The 18,360-nt window shown below is 72.8% G+C and carries 20 protein-coding genes; 12 read left to right on the plus strand and 8 right to left on the minus strand.

The window, feature by feature from the left end:
* From FHX39_RS20055 to FHX39_RS20075, 5 genes are all read left to right on the plus strand, one after another.
* Positions 1 to 942 (plus strand): GtrA family protein (locus FHX39_RS20055; protein WP_183342618.1); only part of this gene is annotated, 942 nt, incomplete at its 5' end.
* Between the two features lie 81 nt (positions 943 to 1,023).
* A complete protein-coding gene (locus FHX39_RS20060; protein WP_332837005.1) occupies positions 1,024 to 1,464 on the plus strand; it encodes a GtrA family protein in 441 nt (146 codons plus the stop codon).
* 9 nt (positions 1,465 to 1,473) lie between these two features.
* Entirely contained in the window at positions 1,474 to 2,451 is a 978-nt protein-coding gene (gene ligD / locus FHX39_RS20065; RefSeq protein ID WP_456299352.1) for a non-homologous end-joining DNA ligase, read from the plus strand.
* A 96-nt stretch (positions 2,452 to 2,547) separates the two neighbouring features.
* Positions 2,548 to 3,318, plus strand: coding sequence for an SDR family NAD(P)-dependent oxidoreductase (locus FHX39_RS20070; RefSeq protein ID WP_183342622.1), 771 nt, complete (start codon positions 2,548 to 2,550; stop codon positions 3,316 to 3,318).
* A 29-nt stretch (positions 3,319 to 3,347) separates the two neighbouring features.
* Positions 3,348 to 4,301, plus strand: coding sequence for a LysR family transcriptional regulator (locus FHX39_RS20075; protein ID WP_183342624.1), 954 nt, complete (start codon positions 3,348 to 3,350; stop codon positions 4,299 to 4,301).
* On the opposite strand, the gene FHX39_RS20080 is transcribed toward FHX39_RS20075, so the two are convergent.
* Positions 4,298 to 4,885, minus strand: a complete 588-nt coding sequence (locus tag FHX39_RS20080; protein WP_183342626.1) for a DUF6197 family protein — start codon at positions 4,883 to 4,885, stop codon at positions 4,298 to 4,300. The genes FHX39_RS20075 and FHX39_RS20080 overlap by 4 nt on opposite strands.
* A gap of 56 nt (positions 4,886 to 4,941) precedes the next feature.
* Between FHX39_RS20080 and FHX39_RS20085 the strand changes: the two genes are divergently transcribed.
* Positions 4,942 to 5,448: a 2'-5' RNA ligase family protein gene (locus FHX39_RS20085; protein WP_183342628.1), complete on the plus strand. Its 507-nt coding sequence runs from the start codon at positions 4,942 to 4,944 to the stop codon at positions 5,446 to 5,448.
* 91 nt (positions 5,449 to 5,539) lie between these two features.
* On the opposite strand, the gene FHX39_RS20090 is transcribed toward FHX39_RS20085, so the two are convergent.
* The 4 genes from FHX39_RS20090 to FHX39_RS20105 are packed head-to-tail and all read right to left on the minus strand — an operon-like array spanning position 5,540 to position 9,426.
* Entirely contained in the window at positions 5,540 to 6,475 is a 936-nt protein-coding gene (locus FHX39_RS20090) for an ABC transporter substrate-binding protein (RefSeq protein WP_198424100.1), read from the minus strand.
* A gap of 52 nt (positions 6,476 to 6,527) precedes the next feature.
* Positions 6,528 to 7,214 (minus strand): ABC transporter permease, encoded by a 687-nt coding sequence (locus FHX39_RS20095; RefSeq protein ID WP_183342630.1) that lies wholly within the window; start codon positions 7,212 to 7,214, stop codon positions 6,528 to 6,530.
* The gene (locus tag FHX39_RS20100; protein ID WP_183342632.1) at positions 7,211 to 7,867 is read right to left on the minus strand and encodes an ABC transporter permease; all 657 of its coding nucleotides are present in this window, start codon (positions 7,865 to 7,867) and stop codon (positions 7,211 to 7,213) included. Before FHX39_RS20100 ends, FHX39_RS20095 begins: the two co-directional genes overlap by 4 nt.
* The gene (locus FHX39_RS20105; protein ID WP_183342640.1) at positions 7,864 to 9,426 is read right to left on the minus strand and encodes an ATP-binding cassette domain-containing protein; all 1,563 of its coding nucleotides are present in this window, start codon (positions 9,424 to 9,426) and stop codon (positions 7,864 to 7,866) included. Before FHX39_RS20105 ends, FHX39_RS20100 begins: the two co-directional genes overlap by 4 nt.
* Positions 9,427 to 9,641: 215 nt before the next feature.
* Between FHX39_RS20105 and FHX39_RS20110 the strand changes: the two genes are divergently transcribed.
* From FHX39_RS20110 to FHX39_RS20135, 6 genes are all read left to right on the plus strand, one after another.
* A complete protein-coding gene (locus tag FHX39_RS20110; protein ID WP_332837006.1) occupies positions 9,642 to 11,858 on the plus strand; it encodes a (Fe-S)-binding protein in 2,217 nt (738 codons plus the stop codon).
* Positions 11,859 to 11,901: 43 nt separating this feature from the next.
* Positions 11,902 to 12,075 (plus strand): zinc transporter permease, encoded by a 174-nt coding sequence (locus FHX39_RS20115; protein WP_183342643.1) that lies wholly within the window; start codon positions 11,902 to 11,904, stop codon positions 12,073 to 12,075.
* Positions 12,076 to 12,216: 141 nt separating this feature from the next.
* Positions 12,217 to 13,125: a metal ABC transporter solute-binding protein, Zn/Mn family gene (locus FHX39_RS20120; protein WP_183342652.1), complete on the plus strand. Its 909-nt coding sequence runs from the start codon at positions 12,217 to 12,219 to the stop codon at positions 13,123 to 13,125.
* A gap of 8 nt (positions 13,126 to 13,133) precedes the next feature.
* On the plus strand, positions 13,134 to 13,988 hold the full coding sequence (locus FHX39_RS20125; RefSeq protein WP_183342660.1) for a metal ABC transporter ATP-binding protein: 855 nt from the start codon (positions 13,134 to 13,136) through the stop codon (positions 13,986 to 13,988).
* Positions 13,988 to 14,869: a metal ABC transporter permease gene (locus FHX39_RS20130; protein WP_183342662.1), complete on the plus strand. Its 882-nt coding sequence runs from the start codon at positions 13,988 to 13,990 to the stop codon at positions 14,867 to 14,869. Before FHX39_RS20125 ends, FHX39_RS20130 begins: the two co-directional genes overlap by 1 nt.
* A complete protein-coding gene (locus FHX39_RS20135) occupies positions 14,869 to 15,297 on the plus strand; it encodes a Fur family transcriptional regulator (protein ID WP_269778816.1) in 429 nt (142 codons plus the stop codon). Before FHX39_RS20130 ends, FHX39_RS20135 begins: the two co-directional genes overlap by 1 nt.
* Positions 15,298 to 15,395: 98 nt before the next feature.
* On the opposite strand, the gene dcd is transcribed toward FHX39_RS20135, so the two are convergent.
* From dcd to FHX39_RS20150, 3 genes are all read right to left on the minus strand, one after another.
* Positions 15,396 to 15,971: a dCTP deaminase gene (dcd, locus tag FHX39_RS20140; RefSeq protein WP_183342664.1), complete on the minus strand. Its 576-nt coding sequence runs from the start codon at positions 15,969 to 15,971 to the stop codon at positions 15,396 to 15,398.
* A gap of 44 nt (positions 15,972 to 16,015) precedes the next feature.
* Positions 16,016 to 17,080, minus strand: a complete 1,065-nt coding sequence (locus FHX39_RS20145; protein WP_183342666.1) for an RDD family protein — start codon at positions 17,078 to 17,080, stop codon at positions 16,016 to 16,018.
* 96 nt (positions 17,081 to 17,176) lie between these two features.
* On the minus strand, positions 17,177 to 18,334 hold the full coding sequence (locus tag FHX39_RS20150; protein ID WP_183342668.1) for an FHA domain-containing protein: 1,158 nt from the start codon (positions 18,332 to 18,334) through the stop codon (positions 17,177 to 17,179).
* Between the last annotated feature and the right edge of the window lie 26 nt (positions 18,335 to 18,360).

Below are 18,360 nucleotides of genomic sequence, written 5' to 3' on the forward strand. Positions count from 1 at the left end.
GCGGTCTGGTCGGCGTCCGACGCGCCAGTCCTGGCGTACATGGACGTCGACCTCTCCACCGACCTCCGGGCGCTGCTGCCGCTGATCGCCCCGATCGTCTCCGGCCACTCCGACCTGGCGATCGGGACCCGGCTGGCCCGGTCGAGCCGCGTCGTCCGCGGCCCGAAGCGCGAGCTCATCTCGCGCAGCTACAACCTGATCCTGCGGGGGGCGCTGTCGGCGTCGTTCTCGGACGCGCAGTGCGGCTTCAAAGCCATCCGCAACGAGGTGGCGCACGACCTGCTGCCCCTGGTCGAGGACGACAACTGGTTCTTCGACACCGAGCTGCTCGTCATCGCCCAGCGCGTGGGGCTGCGGATCCACGAGGTGCCCGTCGACTGGGTCGACGACCCGGACAGCCGGGTCGACGTCGTGGCCACGGCGCGGGAGGACCTGCGCGGTGTCGTCCGGCTGCTCCGCAGCTTCGCCGGCGGGCGCATCCCGGTCGCCCGGCTGCGGGCCGAGCTCGGCCGCGACGCCGAAGTCCCCTCGACCGTGCCCGGCGTGCCGCGCGGGATGTTCGGGCAGCTGCTCCGCTTCGGCGGGGTCGGGGTGCTGAGCACGCTGGCGTACTTCGTCCTCTACCTCGGGATGCGCGACCTCACCGGTCCGCAGGCGGCCAACCTCGTCGCGCTGCTGGTCACGGCGATCGCCAACACTGCCGCCAACCGCCGCGTCACCTTCGGCGTCCGGGGGTCCGACGGCGCGCTGCGCCACCACGCCGGTGGCCTGATCGCCTTCCTCGTCGGGCTCGGCCTGACCAGCGGCTCGCTCTGGGTGCTGCACCAGGTCTCGCCCGACCCGAACCGCGGGATCGAGGTGGCGATCCTGGTCCTGGCGAACGCGATCTCGACGCTGGTCCGGTTCCTCGCCCTGCGCCAGCTGATGGCGCACCGGCGCTGACCTGCGGGACAACGGGGTGGATTCGGCACCGCTGCGGTGCCAGATCCACCCCGTTGTCGTGCGACCGGTCAGGATGGGGTCGTGAACCAGGTCGCGCGGCCGCGGCCGACGGGGCGCCAGCTCGTCCGGTTCGCGGTGATCGGGGCCGCGAGCGCGGCGGCGTACCTGCTGCTCTACCTCCTCCTGCGGAACGTCACCGGCGCGCAGGTCGCGAACGTCGTCGCCCTCGTGGTCACGCAGGTCGCGAACACGGCGACGAATCGGCGCGTCACCTTCGGCCTTCGCGGGTCGCAGGGGGCGCTGCGCCACCAGGCGGGCGGGCTGGCGGCGTTCGCGTTCGGGCTGGCGCTCTCAGCCGGCGCGCTCTGGCTGCTGCACCACCTCGCTCCCGGGTCCGGACGGGTCGCCGAGGTCGCCGTGCTCGTCGTCGCGCAGGGCATCGCGACGTGCGTCCGCTTCCTCACGCTGCACGCGATGATGGCCCGTCGCACCGACCCCGGCGCCAGTCCCACCCAGGCCTAGGCTCGCCCCGTGGCCACGGAACGTGTCGAGCTCGACGTCGGCGGCCGTACGGTCTCGATGAGCAACCCGCAGCGCGTCTACTTCTCCGCGCGGGGCGAGACCAAGCTCGACCTCGCGAACTACTACGTCGCGGTCGGCGACGGCATCGTCAACGCGCTGTACCACCGGCCGTGCATGCTGCATCGTTTCCCCGACGGGGTCGACGGGGAGAAGGTCCACCAGAAGCGTCTGCCCAAGGGCGCGCCGCCGTGGATCGAGACCGTGCGAGTGCACTTCCCCCGCTACAACCGCGACGCCGACGAGCTGAGCGTCAGCCACGTCGCGGACGTCGTCTGGGCGGTGCAGATGTCGACCGTCGAGTTCCACCCCTGGAACTCGCGCGCCGACGACGTCGAGTCGCCCGACGAGTGGCGCATCGACCTCGACCCGATGCCGCTGGCCACGTTCGCCGACGTGCAGCGCACCGCGGGCGTCGTCCGCGAGCTGCTCGGCGAGCTCGGCGCGGTGGGGTTCCCCAAGACCTCCGGCGGCAAGGGCCTGCACGTGTACGTCCGGATCCACCCGGACCATGGCTTCGCCGACGTCCGCCGGGCCGCGTGGGCCTTCGCCCGCGAGGTCGAGCGCCGCAGCGACGGCGGGGTCGACACCACCTGGTGGCGCAAGGACCGCGACCCGGGGTCGATCTTCGTCGACTACAACCAGAACGCCCGCGACCACACGATCGCCAGCGCGTACTCCGTCCGCGGCACGCCGGAGGGACTCGTGTCCGCGCCGATCACCTGGGACGAGGTCGCCGACGTCGACCCGCACGACTTCACCATCGCGACGATGCCGGAGCGGTTCGCCCGGATCGGCGACCTCCACGCCGACATCGACGCGCACCCGTACGCGATCGACGAGCTGCTGGAGTGGGCCGACCGCGACGAGCGCGACAGCGTCCTCCCGGGGGACGACCCCCCGGACCCCCCGAGCAGTTCCGCTCGCTAGCGCTCGCGAAACTGGACGCTCGACCCGCGGAGCCCGAGGGCTGAGCGCCCGACCCACGTCAGGCGGTACGGGCACAGGCGCCGGTACGGTGCAGACGTGAACGCGACCTTCGCCCGGAACGACGCCCCCGCGACCCGGCTCACCGGCCGCGTGGTGCTCGTGACCGGCGGGGCCCGCGGGCAGGGCGCGTCCCACGCGCACCGGCTCGCCGCCGAGGGCGCGACCGTGTGGGCGTGCGACGTCCTGGACTCCGAGGGCGCGGCGCTCGCGGCCCGCCTCGAGGGCGAGGGCCTCGACGTGCGCTACCGGCACCTCGACGTCACCAGCCCCGAGGCCTGGGCCTCGGTCGTCGGCGAGATCGAGGCGGCCCACCGCCAGCTCGACGGCCTGGTGAACAACGCGGGGATCATCCACGTGACGCCGATCGCCGAGGAGACGCTCGACGCCTGGAACCGCCTCCTCGCGGTCAACGTCACCGGCGCCCTGCTCGGGATGCAGGCCTGTCTGCCGCTGCTGCGCCGCAGCGGTGCCGCCGCGGTCGTCAACGTCGCGTCGATCTTCGGCGTGATCGGGGCCCCGGGCTACGTCGCCTACTGCGCCAGCAAGGGCGCGCTCGTGGCCATGACCAAGGTCGCCGCCCTCGAGCTCGCGCCCGACCAGATCCGGGTCAACACCCTCGTCCCGGGCGGCGTCAGCACCCCTATGAACGAGCACGAGAAGGAGGGGGGCGTCATCCCCGACACCCCCCTGAAGCGCCGCGCGCACGTCTCCGAGCTCTCGAGCGCGGTGGCGTTCCTCCTCTCCTCCGACGCCTCGTTCGTGACCGGCACCGAGCTCGTCGTCGACGGCGGCTTCCTCAGCCGCTGAGGCCTGCGAGGCCGGAGAGGAGGGCGTCCGTGGCCGTCGGCCGCCCGACCCTGCAGCAGCTCGTCTACTTCCTGGGCGCCGTCGAGCACCGCTCGTTCGCGGCGGCCGCGCAGGCGCTCTACGTCGCCCAGCCGAGCCTGTCCGACCAGGTCCGACGCCTCGAGGACGCGCTCGGCGTCACGCTCTTCACCCGCACGAACCGACAGCTCCAGCTGACCGACGCCGGCCGGATGCTGATCCCGTGGGCGGAGAAGGTCCTGCGCGACGTCGAGGACCTGACCAGCGCCGTACGCGACGTGCGCGAGCTCGCCGGCGGGACCGTCTCCTTCGGCACGTTCAGCAGCGCTCACCTCTACCTGCTGCCCGCGCTGACGGCCGAGTTCGGCCGCGCGCACCCCGACGTCACGATCCGCGTCCAGGGCCTCAACTCCTCCGAGGTCGCCGACGCGGTCCGCGCGGGCGACCTGGAGGCCGGCCTCGTCCAGCTGCCCATCGACGACCGCGGCCTGTGGGTCGGGCCGCCGGTCCTGACGGACACGGTCGTCTACGTGAGCGCCGACCCCGCTCGGACGAGCCGCCCCGTCGACGTCGACGAGCTCAGCCGCCGCCGGCTGATCCTGTCCGAGGCGCGCTGGACGCGGGACGACCCGCTGCGCCGGAGCCTCGTCGAACGGGCCCAGCGGGCCGGGGTGACGCTGCACCCGGCGGTGGAGGTCGAGTTCCAGACCGCAGCGGTCGAGCTGGCCGCGTACGGGGTGGGCGACTCGCTCGTGTCCTACCTGGTGACGCAGTGGCAGGGCTTCCCGAGCACGCTGACCTGGGCGCACCTCGACCCGGTCTTCGAGGAGCACTTCGCCTTCGTGACGCGGCCGAGCGGGTCGCTCTCCCCCGCGACGCGCGCGTTCATGGACCTGGCCGAGGAGCACATCCGCGGGCTGCAGGCGAAGGCGGACGCGGGACGTCCTGCGTCGGGCGGGAGCTAGCGGCAGGCGCCGACGAGGGTCCGGCTGACGGCGCGGTCGAGGACGTCGAGGACGTCCTCGCGCCGGGTCCGCCGGTCGTCGTTCCAGGCCGTCAGCACGCCGAGCTTCGCGTGGCGGCGGGCGTGGCTGTCCACCCGGCCGGGCGGCAGGAAGGTGTGGCCCATCCGCTCGTGCAGCGCCTCGTAGAGCTCGTCGACGGCACCCCAGACGTCGGCGTGGGTGGTCGCCCGGTCGGGGTCCTCGGCGCGACGCAGCAGCGCGCCGACGAGGCACGCCCCGGACACCGACGACGTCGGCCGGACCAGGTCGAACGACTCGGCGACCGACGCCAGGCGCGTCGTGCCCGCGCCGCCGTCCGACGAAACGCTGAACCACGCGCGCTGCGTCCAGCCCTGCTCGACCAGGTCCACCCGCGCCTGCTCGAGCGCGGCCCGCACCCGGTCCAGCCGACGCTGCCAGGCGACGGCGGGGTCGTCGAGCGGCTCGACGTAGGAGGGCGGGGTGGCGACCGGCAGCGAGGCCCGCACCCGCGACCAGGCGGCGCGCAGGGCCTCGGCCGGCCTCGGGCGGGCGGTCGTCGTCATGCTGGGAGCATGCGCCAGCACCCGGCGTGAGCACAAGAGCCCGGAAGAAGGACGTCATGCCCGCACCGCTCCGCCCGCTCGTGGTGACGCTCGCCCTCCCCGACGACGTGCAGTCCGAGCTCGACGCGCTCCGCCGCCGCTGGTTCCCGTCCGGGCGGACGGCGGTGGGCGCGCACCTGACGCTGTTCCACGCCGTGCCGGGCGAGCTCGAGGACCAGGTCCGCGCCGACCTGGCCGAGGCGGTCGAGCGCGGGCCGGTGGCGGTCCGCCTCAGCGGGGTGATGAGCCTGGGGAAGGGTGCGGCGTACGCGGTCGAGAGCCCGGACCTCGCCCGGCGCCACGACACGCTCCAGCGGGCGTGGTGGCCGCACCTCACCCGGCAGGACCAGCAGCGGCTGCGGGCGCACGTCACCCTGCAGAACAAGGTCGAGCCGGCCGTGGCCCGGGCCACCGTGGAGTCGCTGCGGGCCGAGTTCCGCCCCGCCGACGTCGAGGCGCCCGGCTTCGACCTGTGGCGCTACGACGGCGGGCCCTGGACCCACCTGGCTCGCTTCGCCGGCTGATCCCGGGACCGACCCGCCGCTGAGCTGAGCCGGACGTGCGACGACCCCCGGCGCCAGCGGCACCGGGGGTCGTCGTACGGATAGCGTCAGGTCAGGCGAGGTTCTTGCTCTTCAGCCAGTCGGCGGCGACCTGGTTGGGGTCCATCTTGTCGACGTCGACCTTCTTGTTCAGCGCGGTCAGCTCCTCGGTCGTCAGCGCGGCCTGGACCGGGTCGAGCGCCGCGGAGACGGCCGGGTTGTCGGCCACGTCGGCGCGCATCAGCGGCACGATGTTCTGCGGCAGGATCATCGACTGCGGGTCGGCCAGCGGGACGAAGCCGTTGTCGGCGATCGCGCTCTCGGTGGTGAAGTACTCACCCATCTGGATCTTGCCGTCCAGCAGGTCCTTGGTCTTCACGGCCGGGGAGTCGTACGGCTTGAACTGCTTGAGCGTGGCGCCGTAGACGCCCTTGAGGCCCTCGGGACCGTACGCGCGCTGGGCGAGCTCGGACGGCCCGCCGAGGACGACGTTGGAGGAGACGTTCTTGAGGTCGGCCAGCGAGGTCAGGTTGTTCTGCTGCGAGAACTCCTTCGTGACCACGTAGACGTCCTGGTCGGCGGCGGCCGAGACCTTGCCGATCTTGAGGTTGTCCGGCTGCAGCGCGGTGGGCAGCGCGTTCGCGAGCTCCTCCTGCGTGGTCGCCGTGGCGCTCTTGTCGACGAAGAGGAGCAGGTTGCCGGTGTACTCCGGCACGATCTGGATCGAGTTGTCCTGGAGGGCCTTGATGTAGACCTCGCGGGACCCGATCGGGGGCTTGGTCGAGGCGGTGAGGCCCTTGGCGGTCAGCGCCTGGGCGTACACCTCGGCGAGGATCTGGGACTCGGTGAAGTTGGCGGCGCCGACGACGATCGGGGTGCCGCCGGCCGAGCCGGAGGGGGGCGCCGAGCTGCTGCCGAGCGGGTCGGCGGTGCCACCGCCGCCGCACGCGGCGAGGACGAGCGTCGTGATGGTCAGGCCGAGGGCGGCCAACGAACGCTTGATGGTCATGGACTGTTCTCCGTGTTCTGGGGCAGGAAGAGTTCCCTACCGTCGGACTAGGTTAGGCGGACGCCGGAGCGGCGCTCCTCCGTGTCTTGGCCGCGGGGCGCACCCGGCGGGAGGCCAGCAGGCCGATGAGACCGATGAGCAGGTCGAGCAGGATGGCCAGCCCGGCGATGAGCACGGCGCCCGCCAGCATCTGGGAGTAGTCGCGGCTGCGCTGGCCGCTGATCAGCAGCTGGCCCAGCCCGCCGCCCGCGGCGAAGGCGGCGACCGTCGCGGTGGCGACCACCTGAAGCGTCGCGCTGCGCAGCCCGGAGATGACGAGCGGCACCGCGAGGGGCCACTCGACCTTGCTCACGATCTGCCCCCCGGTCATGCCGAGCGCGCGAGCGGCGTACACCGCGTCCGGGTCGGCGCCGGCGACGCCGGCCGAGGTGGCGGTGAGGATCGCCGGCAGGGCCAGGACCGCCAGCACCAGCACGGTCGGGCCGAAGCCGGTGCTCGTCGCGAGCACGACCAGCACCAGGAGCCCGATCGAGGGGATGGCGCGGGCCGCGTTGCTGAGCCCGATGACGAGGAACCCGCCGCGGCCGGTGTGGCCGATGAGGATCCCGAGCGGGATGGCGATGACCGCACCGATCAGCACGGCGACGACCGTGTACGCGAGGTGCTGCAGCAGGAGCTGGCCGGTGCCGCCGGCGCCGCCCCACTTGCTGGCGTCGAGCAGGTAGGACAGGTAGCTCATGCGACGCGCCGCCTCTTGGCCCAGGGAAGCGTCCCTCGTTGGATCAGCAGGATGATCGCGTCCGCGACCAGGGCCAGCAGCAGCGTCAGGACGAGCCCCACGATGATCGGGGTGAAGAAGTTGCGGTTGAACCCGGTGTCGAAGAGCTGGCCCAGCGCGCCACCGCCGACGACGACCGCCACGCTGACCAGGGCGATGTTGGACACCGTCACCACCCGTAGACCGGCGAAGATCACCGGCATCGCGAGCGGCAGCTCGACCTTGACCAGGCGCCCGAACCCGCCGAAGCCGACGGCCGAGGCCGACTGCTTGACCGCGGCGGGGACGGACCGGAGCCCGTCGACCACGCTGCGCACGAGCAGGGCGACGGAGTAGATCGCCAGCGCGACGGCGATGTTCACGGGGTCGAGGATCTGCGTGCCGAGCACGACCGGCAGCGCGACGAACAGCGCGAGCGACGGGATCGAGTAGATGACGCCGAGGACCGACAGGATGACGTTCGCCGCCCGGCCGGTCCGGTAGACCAGGTACCCGAGCGGGACCGAGACGACGAGGGCCACGAGCACCGGCAGCACGGCCAGGACCGCGTGCTGCGCCGTGAGCCCGCCGATGTAGCCGAGGTTGCGGGTGATCCAGGACCAGTCGAGGTTCATCGGAGCTTCCGGGGCTCGTCCGGCAGTGAACGCGGCTGGGTGTAGATCGCCGACCGCGGCGGCTCGGCCGTCGGCTCGTCCACGACCGGCACCCCGCGGACCGACGTCGGCTGCTCGTCCTCGGACGGCTGGCTCGCGGGAGTCTCGTCGACCGGGGTCTCCGTTGCGGGGGTCTCGTCCGCGGGAGCCTCACCTGCGGGAGCCTCGTCCTCGCGCGTCTCGTCGCGGCCGGCGTCGGGCGCCGCCTCGATGTCCGCGGCGGTCGCCCCACCCGGGCCCAGCTCCTGCACGACCGCGGGCTCGTCGGTCGTGGTCCGGGCCTCGTCGGCTGGCTCGCCCGAGGGCTGGGTGCCCGCCGGCTCGTCCCGCGCCGGACCGTCGGTCACGTCCCCTTCGGCCGCGTCGTCAAGCTGCGCGTACGCACTCGTGACCGCCGCCTGCGCCTCGGTCGACTGCTGCTCGCGCGCCTCGGCGGCCTGCAGGGTCACCGACTCGGGCGACCCGCTGCGCTGGGTGGTGACCTGGGCCAGGATCGCGTCGGCCGGGACGACACCGGCGTAGCGGCCGGTCTCGGGGTCGATCGCGACGGCGAGCGCGTACGGGGAGGTCAGCGCGGAGTCCAGCGCGGCGCGGAGGTTGTCGCTCTCGCGCACGAAGGTCGCGCCCATCGGGTGCACGAGGCCGGGCCGGCCCTCGTCGACCCAGCCGACCGGGCGGGCGTCGCCGTCGAGCACCAGGGTCGGGCCCTCACCGGGACCGGACGTCGCCTCCCGCACGACGGCGACCTCGTCGAGGGAGAGGCCGGCGGCGGGGAGGAAGGACAGCGAGCGGTAGCCGCGGTCGCGACCCACGAAGCCCTCGACGAACGCGTCGGCCGGCTCGTCGAGCAGCTCCTGGGGCGGGCCGGCCTGGGCGAGACGGCCCCCGACGCGCAGGATCGCCACCTGGTCGCCGAGCTTGATCGCCTCGTCGATGTCGTGGGTGATGAGCACGATCGTCTTGCTGATCTCGCGCTGCAGACCGAGGAAGAACTCGTGCAGCTCGGCCCGGACGACCGGGTCCACGGCCGAGAACGGCTCGTCCATGAGCATCACGAGCGGGTCCGCGGCGAGGGCGCGGGCGACACCCACGCGCTGCTGCTGACCGCCGGAGAGCTGCGCGGGGTAGCGGTCGGCCATCGCACGGTCCAGACCGACGTTGCTCAGCAGCTCGAGCGAGCGCTTGCGGGTCTTGTCCTTGCCCCAGCCGAGCAGGCCGGGAACGGTGCCGATGTTCTCCAGGACGGTGCGGTGCGGGAACAGCCCGCCGCTCTGGATGACGTAGCCCATCTGGCGGCGCAGCGTCGTCTTGCGCCGGCTCTTCAGCGGCGACCCGTCCCAGGTGATGCGGCCGCTGGACGGCTCGAGCATGCGGTTGACCATCCGCAGCGTCGTCGTCTTGCCGCAGCCGGACGGCCCGACGATCACGGTGATCTTGTCCGAGGGGATCGTCAGGCTGAGGTCCTGGACGGCGTGCGTACCCCCCGCGAAGGTCTTGCTCACGGACTCGAACTCGATCACGCTGACCCCACCGACTGTCGACCAAAGGCGAACCTGTAGCCCACGACACTAACGGGGGGCCCCGACAATTCCGGTGGGTCCGCACCGGCGTGGCTCCCACCACCGGCCCGCGTCGAGCATGCTGCGAGCGACGGCCGGCCGTTGCGGCCCGCAAGTTACCGGTGAGTAACCTGACTGCCCGAGCCGAGCCGGGCCGACCCCTCCAGGAGGCGCACGTGCAGCAGGTCGTGGTCCACGGCTCGATCGTGGTCGCCCTCGCGGTGTCGGTGGTCGGGGTCCTGATGTTCGCCCGCGCGGTCCGCACGATCGTCGGCGTCGTGTCCCTCGGAGGCCCCGCTCGGCGCACCGACCAGCCGCGGCAGCGCTGGCGGAACATGCTCACCGAGACCCTCGGCCACACCCGGATGCTGCAGCGACCGCTGGTCGGGGCGGCGCACTGGTTCGTGTTCGTCGCCTTCGGCGCCCTCTTCTTCACCCTGATCACCGCGTACGGGCAGCTCTTCGACCCGCGCTTCGTGCTGCCGGTCGTCGGGCACTGGAAGGCGTACGCCTGGGCCGCCGAGCTGATCGCCTGGGCCGGCCTCCTGGCGATCGGGTTCCTCATCGGCGTGCGGCTCTCCCAGCGCGGGCGAGGCCGGGCGTCCCGCTTCTTCGGGTCGCACGGCGGCAAGGGCCTCTACGTCGAGCTGACCATCCTCGGGATCGTCGTCTGCGTGCTGCTGCTGCGCGCGATGGAGGCGCAGCTCCTCGCCGGCACCACGACGCGCTGGGACTTCCCGCTGACCTGGTTCCTGCTGCCGGGCGGTCTGGGCACGGCCGGGCTGGAGACGGCGGTCGTCCTCGTCGCGGCGGCCAAGATCGTCATCTCGATGGCCTGGTTCGTCGCGCTCGCCCGCGACACGACGATGGGCGTGGCCTGGCACCGCTTCACCGTCTGGCCGAACGTCTGGTTCAAGCGCGAGGCGTCCGGCGCCCCCGCGCTCGGTGCGCTGCCGCCGGTCCGCGCAGGCGGCGAGCCGGTCGACTTCGACGACCTCGACGCGCTCGACGAGGACGCGCGCCTGGGCACCGGCGCCATCGAGGACTTCAGCTGGAAGGGCCTGCTCGACCTCACCTCGTGCACCGAGTGCGGCCGGTGCCAGGACGCCTGTCCCGCCTGGGCGACCGACAAGCCCCTCTCCCCCAAGCTCGTGGTCATGGGCCTGCGCGACCACGCGTACGCGAAGGCCCCCTGGCTGCAGACGCCCGAGGCCGAGCGGGACGCGCTGCCCGAGGCGCTCCGGCGCGAGGCGGCCCGCCCGCTGGTGGGCCCGACTGGCTACGGGGAGCCGGACCCGATCACGATCGACGGCGCGACGGTGGCCGTCATCGACCCCGACGCCCTCTGGTCCTGCACCACCTGCGGCGCCTGCGTCCAGGCCTGCCCGGTGGACATCGAGCACGTCGACCACATCGTCGACCTGCGCCGCAACCAGGTGCTGATGGAGTCGGAGTTCCCGGCCTCGCTGAACGGGCTGTTCAAGGGCCTGGAGAGCAAGGGCAACCCCTGGAACGCCAGCCCGCGCACGCGGATGGACTGGGCCAAGGACCTGCCGTTCCCGGTGCCGGTCGTGGGCGGGAGCGGCGAGCACGACGTCGAGGACCTCAGCGGGGTCGACTACCTCTTCTGGGTCGGCTGCGCCGGCGCGTACGACGACCGGGCGAAGGCCACGACCCGCGCCGTGGCCGAGCTGCTGCACACGGCCGACGTCTCGTACGCGGTCCTGGGCAAGGGCGAGACCTGCAGCGGCGACCCGGCCCGGCGCGCGGGCAACGAGCTCGTCTTCCAGCAGCTCGCCGCGCAGAACACGGAGACGCTGCGCGAGGCCGGGGCGACCAAGATCGTCGCGACCTGCGCCCACTGCCTGAACACGCTCAAGAACGAGTACCCGCAGCTCGGGCTCTCGGTCGAGGTCGTGCACCACACCCAGCTGCTCAACCGCCTCGTCCGCGAGGGCCGGCTGACGCCGGTGGCGCCGCCCGAGGGCGAGCAGGCGCGGACGATCACCTACCACGACCCCTGCTACCTCGGCCGGCACAACCAGGTGTACGAGCCCCCGCGCGAGCTGCTCGGCGCGCTGCCCGGCACGACCGTGGCGGAGATGCCCCGGAGCGGCAAGGAGTCCTTCTGCTGCGGCGCCGGCGGCGCCCGGATGTGGATGGAGGAGGACCTCGGCACCCGGATCAACGCCAACCGCACCGAGGAGGCGGTCGCGACGCTGGCCGCGGCGGGTGCCCGCACTGCCGAGGTGCCCGGCGCGATCGCGACCGGCTGCCCCTTCTGCCGCACGATGCTGACCGACGGGGTGGACGCGCTGCCCGGGGGCACCGCCCCGGTCGAGGTGCTCGACGTCGCCCAGCTGCTGCTGGAGTCCGTCCGCCGCGGTCGCTGACCCCGCGCGCACCCCGTCCGGCTCAGGGGGTTTGACTGACCCCATGACCGAGCAGCAGAACGAGACCGTCACCGAGCACCGCTCCCACGACGAGGACCACGACCACGCCCACGGCGCGGACTGCGGCCACGAGACCGTCGTGCACGACGACCACGTCGACTACGTCCACGACGGCCACCGCCACGCGGTGCACGACAGCCACTACGACGAGCACTGAGCCCGTCGCGGCCTGATCACGGGCCGCGCCCCGTACGTCCTCCGAGGTCGATCGCCGTCGCCGGCGGTCGGCCTCGTTCGCATCTCGCCACCGAGAGCTATCGCTTTTGACAACCGTTTTCACTTTCGTTAGCGTCGGAGCATGCCTCGACTGCTCGCCCTGCCTGCCGCCGCGCTCGTCCTCGGCCTCGCCGCCTGCTCCGGCACGGCCGCGCCCAGCGCCTCGGGGGCCCCAGCCGGGACCATCGCGGTCGTCGCCTCCACGAACGTCTACGGCGACATCGTCAAGAACGTCGGCGGCGATGGCGTCACGGTCACCTCGATCATCGACAGCCCGGACCTCGACCCGCACGAGTACACCGGTGACGCGCGCACGCAGCTCGCGCTGAGCAAGGCGGCCCTCGTCGTGGAGAACGGCGGCGGCTACGACGACTTCGTGACCACGATGCTCTCGGCGACGGACACGAAGGCGCGCGTCGTGAACGTGGCCGAGGTGTCCGGCTACGACCAGGAGCCGGCGCAGGGGGCGTTCAACGAGCACCTCTGGTACGACGTCCCGACGATGATCAGGCTCACCGATCAGCTGGCGCAGGACTTCACCGCTCTCGCCCCGGACCGCGCCGAGACGTTCCGCGCCAACGCGGCCGCGTACACCACCCGGCTGCAGGGCCTGGAGCGGACGGAGGCCGACCTGAAGAAGGCCCACGACGGCACCGGCGTCGCCATCACCGAGCCCGTCCCGCTCTACCTGCTCGAGGCGTCCGGCCTGGTCGACAAGACGCCGGAGGCGTTCAGCGAGGCCGTCGAGGAGGGCACCGACGTGCCCCCGGCCGTCCTCCAGCAGACGGTCGCGCTCTTCAGCGGGCGCCAGGTCGGGCTGCTCGCGTACAACGAGCAGACCACCGGCCCGCAGACCGAGGCCGTGCTGAAGGCCGCGCGCGACAACGGCGTCCCGGTCGTCGGCGTGACCGAGACGCTGCCCGCCGGCCAGGACTACGTCGGCTGGATGCAGGGCAACCTCGACGCGGTCGGCTCGGCGCTCAAGGGATGATGACCACCATGGCGACACCCGCGGTCCCGCTCTCCGGCGCGGCGACCGCGGCCCCCGTCCTCTCGATCAGCGACGCGGCGCTCGGCTACGGCGACCGGCTGCTCTGGGCCGGGCTCGACCTCGACGTCGTCGCGGGCCAGTTCGTCGCGGTGCTGGGACCGAACGGTTCCGGCAAGACCAGCCTGCTGCGGGCGATCCTCGGCACGCAGCCGCTGACCCGAGGACGGATCGAGATCCTGGGCGAGCCCGTACGCCGCGGGCACCGTTCCGTGGGCTACGTCCCCCAGCAGCACCTCGCCGACCGCGGCACGCCGCTGCGGGCCCGCGACTTCCTCGCCCTGGGCATCGACGGCAGCCGCTTCGGGCTGCCGCTGCCCAGTGCGTCCCGTCGGCGCAAGGTCGAGGCGATGCTCGACACCGTGGCGGCCCGCGCCTTCGCCGGCACGCGGATCGGTGACCTGTCGGGCGGCGAGCAGCAGCGCCTCCGGATCGGTCAGGCGTTGATCGGCGACTCCTCGCTGCTGCTCTGCGACGAGCCGCTGATCTCGCTCGACCTCAACCAGCAGCGGGCCGTCAGCGACCTGATCGACGCGAGCCGCCGTGATCAGGACCGCGCGGTCGTCATGATCACCCACGACGTGAACCCGGTGCTCGACATGGTCGACACGGTCGTCTACCTCGCGAACGGCCAGGCCCGGGTGGGCACCGTGGAGGACGTGCTCACCTCCGAGGTGCTGTCCGACCTCTACGAGACCCCGGTCGAGGTGATCCGGGCACGCGGCCGGATCATCGTGGTCGGCCTGCCCGACCACGCCCACGAGGGCCACGAACACGCCCCCCACCACGAAGGGGCGGACCACTGATGCACCCCGACCTCTGGTCCCAGCTCTTCAACTTCGAGGGCTACGGCGAGCTCCTCGCCCTGGTCCGGAACTCGATCATCGCCGGGGCCGTGCTCGGCATCACCGGCGGCATGATCGGCGTCTTCGTGATGGCGCGCGACCTCGCCTTCGCCGTCCACGCCATCAGCGAGCTGTCCTTCGCCGGCGCCGCCGCGGGGCTGCTCTTCGGCATCGGGGTCGTCGAGGGCTCGCTGGTCGGCTCCCTCGCCGCGGCGCTGCTGATCGGGATCCTCGGCAGCCGCGCCCGCAACCGGAACTCGATCATCGCCGTCCTGATGCCGTTCGGCCTCGGGCTCGGCATCCTCTGCCTGTCGCTCTACTCCGGGCGGGCGGCCAACAAGTTCGGGCTGCTGACCGGGCAGATCGTGGCCGTGGACAACCCGCGGCTCACGGCGCTGCTGGTCATCTGCGGAATCGTCGTCGTCGCGCTCCTGCTGGTGTGGCGACCGTTGATGTTCGTCAGCATCGACGCGCAGGTCGCCGAGGCGCGCGGCGTGCCGGCGGTCGCGCTCTCCATCGTCTTCATGGTGCTGCTGGGCATGGCCGTCGCGGTCTCGGTGCAGATCGTCGGGTCGCTGCTGGTGCTGTCGGTCCTGGTCACGCCCGCCGCCGCGGCCCTGCGCATCTCCGCCTCGCCGGTGCTGGTGCCGATCCTGTCGTGCGTGTTCGCCGTGGTCTCGATGGTCGGCGGCATCATGCTCGCGCTCGGCGGCGCCATCCCGATCAGCCCGTACGTGACGACGCTGTCGTTCCTGATCTACGTCGTGTGCCGCATCGTCGGCGGCGTGAGGGATCGGCGGCTCCCCCGGAGCCGGCGCCAGCCGACCGAGGTGGTGGCCTGATGGCCGCGGCCCAGCGCAACACGCGCCAGCGTGCGGCCGTCGGCGAGCTCCTCGGCCGTACGTCGGAGTTCCGGACCGCCAGCCAGATCCACGACGACCTCCGTCACGCGGGCGAGGACATCGGCCTCACCACCGTCTACCGCACGCTGCAGCTGATGGTCGAGGCCGAGCAGCTCGACGCGATCCGGACGGACGACGGCGAGACCGCCTACCGCCGCTGCTCCACCGGGCACCACCACCACCTCGTCTGCCGCAGCTGCGGCAAGACCGTCGAGGTCGAGGGTCCGGCCATCGAGACCTGGACCGACCAGGTCGCGGCCGATCACGGCTTCAGCGACGTGCAGCACCAGCTCGAGATCTTCGGTGTGTGTGGGGACTGCCGGAAGGCAGACCCGTCGCAGACCACCGGTCAGTCGTTGCCGCAGTGACCACTGGTCACTCCGGCGGCTGCAACTGAGGTCAGCAGGCCCCTCGATGACCAGTGGTCACCGTTCAGCAGACCGAGCGGAGCGGAGCGAGGACCGACTCAGACGTTCCCGCGGACGAAGCCGAGGTGCGAGCGGCTCGGGGTCGGGCCGCGCTGGCCCTGATAGCGGGAGCTGTAGATCGCGGAGCCGTACGGGTGCTCGGCCGGTGAGCTGAGGCGGAAGAAGCAGAGCTGCCCGATCTTCATGCCCGGCCAGAGCTTGATCGGCAGGGTGGCGACGTTGGACAGCTCGAGCGTCACGTGGCCGGAGAAGCCGGGGTCGATGAAGCCGGCGGTCGCGTGCGTCAGGAGTCCGAGCCGGCCCAGGGAGGACTTGCCCTCCACCCGCGCGGCGACGTCGTCGGGGAGCGTGACGACCTCGTAGATCGAGCCCAGCGCGAACTCGCCCGGGTGCAGGATGAACGGCTCGTCGCCGGGGACCTCGACCGAACGGGTCAGGTCCGCCTGCTCCTCCGCCGGGTCGATGTGGGGATAGCGGTGGTTCTCGAACACGCGGAAGTAGCGGTCGAGCCGCACGTCGATGCTCGACGGCTGCACCAGGCCGGGGTCGTACGGCTCGAGCCCGATCCGGCCCTCCTCGACCTGGGCGCGGATGTCGCGGTCGGAGAGCAGCATGAGCGCGACCCTATCCGTCGCCGGACGGGTGCAGACCGGTGCGTTCAGGCGAGCTCGCGCCGGATCCGCAGCCAGTGGTCGCCGATCGACACCACGGAACCGTCACCGACCGACACCGCGTGGAACGGGCCCACCGGCACGGTCGGCTGACCGGGCGCGGTGATCGTGGAGCCGTTGGTCGAGCCGCGGTCGACGACGAAGAGGCCGGCGTCGTCGACGCCGAGCGCGAGGTGGGTCTTCGACACCGTGCGGGACTCGTCGGAGAGCTTGACCAGCTGCGCGTCGTCCTCGCCCTCGCCCGGCTGCGGGTTGCGCCCGAGCAGGACCAGCCCGCGGACGGACAGCACCCGCCCGTCGTCGAGCTCGGCGACCCAGCCGTCGAGAATCGTGCGGCCGGCGCCGTTCGTCGGGCGATCCACCCGCTGCGTCCGGGCGTCCTCGTCGTCCTCCGCGGCGCCGGGGTCGGCGGCGAGCGGGGCGAGCTCAGGACCGACGGCCGGGTCGCCGGCGACGGCGGACGGGACGGCGGCGACGGGCGTCGGGCGGACCGCCGCCGGCTGACCGGCGGTCGACGGAGCAGCCGCCGCACCCTGGCCGGCGGGTCGCGACGTGGACGTCCGCGCCTTGGCCCGCGGTGCGAGGGGCCGCTCGACGATGACGACCGCGCTCGCGACGCGGTCGTGCCAACCCTGGTGCCGCGGGCTGGTCAGGACGGAGGCGAGGAGCAGCAGCAGGCCGATCCCGGTGGCGTTGAGGGCGGTGAAGACGAGCCAGCGCAGCAGGACCCGGCTCCAGCCGATCGGGCGGCCGTCGAAGAACCCGACGAGCTGCAGCTTCGTCAGCCGCAGGCCCGGCGAAGCGGCCTTGGTCGCCAGCATCTGCCAGAACACGACGAGCCAGGCCAGCCCGACGACCACCCCGACGACGACGAGTCCCGCGTTCGTGCCGTCTCCGCCGTCGGTCGCGCCGGCACGGATCAGCAGGACCGCGATGGCCGGGACCACCGAGTCGACGACGTGCGCGAGGAAGCGGCGTCCCAGCGGGCCCACCCGGACGCCCGGCGGCAGGCCGGTGTCCCTGGCCGGTGCGGGTGGTCGGGCCGCGCTCATGCTCGCTCCTCCGGGGTCGGTCCCGGAGCGGGACCAGACGGATCTTCGGCCGTACCGGAGGCTCCGGAGCGGCCGCAACGGGGGCGGTGGCCCACGTTACTGCGGAAAGTCGATCAGCACGGAGATTCCATCGGCCAGCTCCAGCGAGGTGCCGAGCTCGACCCCTACCGTCTCCCCCGGGTCCATCGTCCGGATCGAGCCGTCCGGCGAGACCAGCACCGTGCCGTTGGTCGAGTGCAGGTCGGTGACGCCGACGTCCCACCCGGAGGCGAACACCTCGAGGTGCGTACGGCTGATGTCGTGGCTGGGGCTGGTGACCGTGAGGAGCGCCGGGTCCTCGACCCGGGCGCGGTCGTGCGCGGGGGCCCGACCCACGAGCACGGAGGTCACCACCTCGACGGTGGCACCGCTGCTCGCGCGCAGGACCGCGACCGCGGGGACGGGGATCGAACGGGGCGGCTGCACCGCGATCAGGCCCTCGCACACGCGGCAGCGGCCGGCGCCGGGCGGGTTCGGATGGCCCCAGGCGCAGAACACGGCCTGCACGCGGCCGTCGTCGAGCTCGTCGGCGTCGTCGAGGTCCCCGAACAGCTCGGGCGCCGACACCATGCGGGTGTCCGCGAGCTCGTGCTCCACGCGGTTGGTCGGCTCCGGCTCGTCGAGCGGCATCGGCTCTGGCGCCGGGTCGGGCTCCGGCGCTGCGACCGGCTCCGGCGTCACGTCGGGCTCGGGCGTCGGCTCGACGAAGGGCACGGTCGGCGCCGCCTGCTGGGGCGAGGAGAGGGCGGACTCGTCGGTCGCGTCGAGGAACACGGCCGAAACGCCCACCGCACCCACAACCAGGGGCAGCGGGAAGACGCCGTCGGGACGTTCCGCGGGCAGCTCGACCCGGACCTGGCGCAGGTCGCCGAGCCCGGTCTCGACCCAGGTCTGCACGCCCTCGCCGGTCGCGACCAGCTCACCGCTGTCGGCGTCGACGACCCGGACCGCACCGCGGACGAGCGAACGCATGCCGTCCGCACCCCAAAAGAAGGCGGCGAAGCTGGGCATGCTGTCGATCCGGTACCAGGCCAGCCGCGCGGCGACGTCGGCGATCGACTCCGCGGCCAGGACCTCGTCCCACAGGGTCTCGACGAGGTCGGACCAGCTGGGGTCGGCCGGCTCGAGCACGACGGCGGCAGCCGGTCCGCAGAGCAGCAGCCAGGAACCCGGCGTGTAGGTGGCACGCCACCGACCGACTGACTCCCCGCTCATGGCCCTCCTCGGGCGACGTCGTACGC

The organism is Microlunatus antarcticus, assembly GCF_014193425.1.
GTDB lineage: Bacteria > Actinomycetota > Actinomycetes > Propionibacteriales > Propionibacteriaceae > Microlunatus > Microlunatus antarcticus.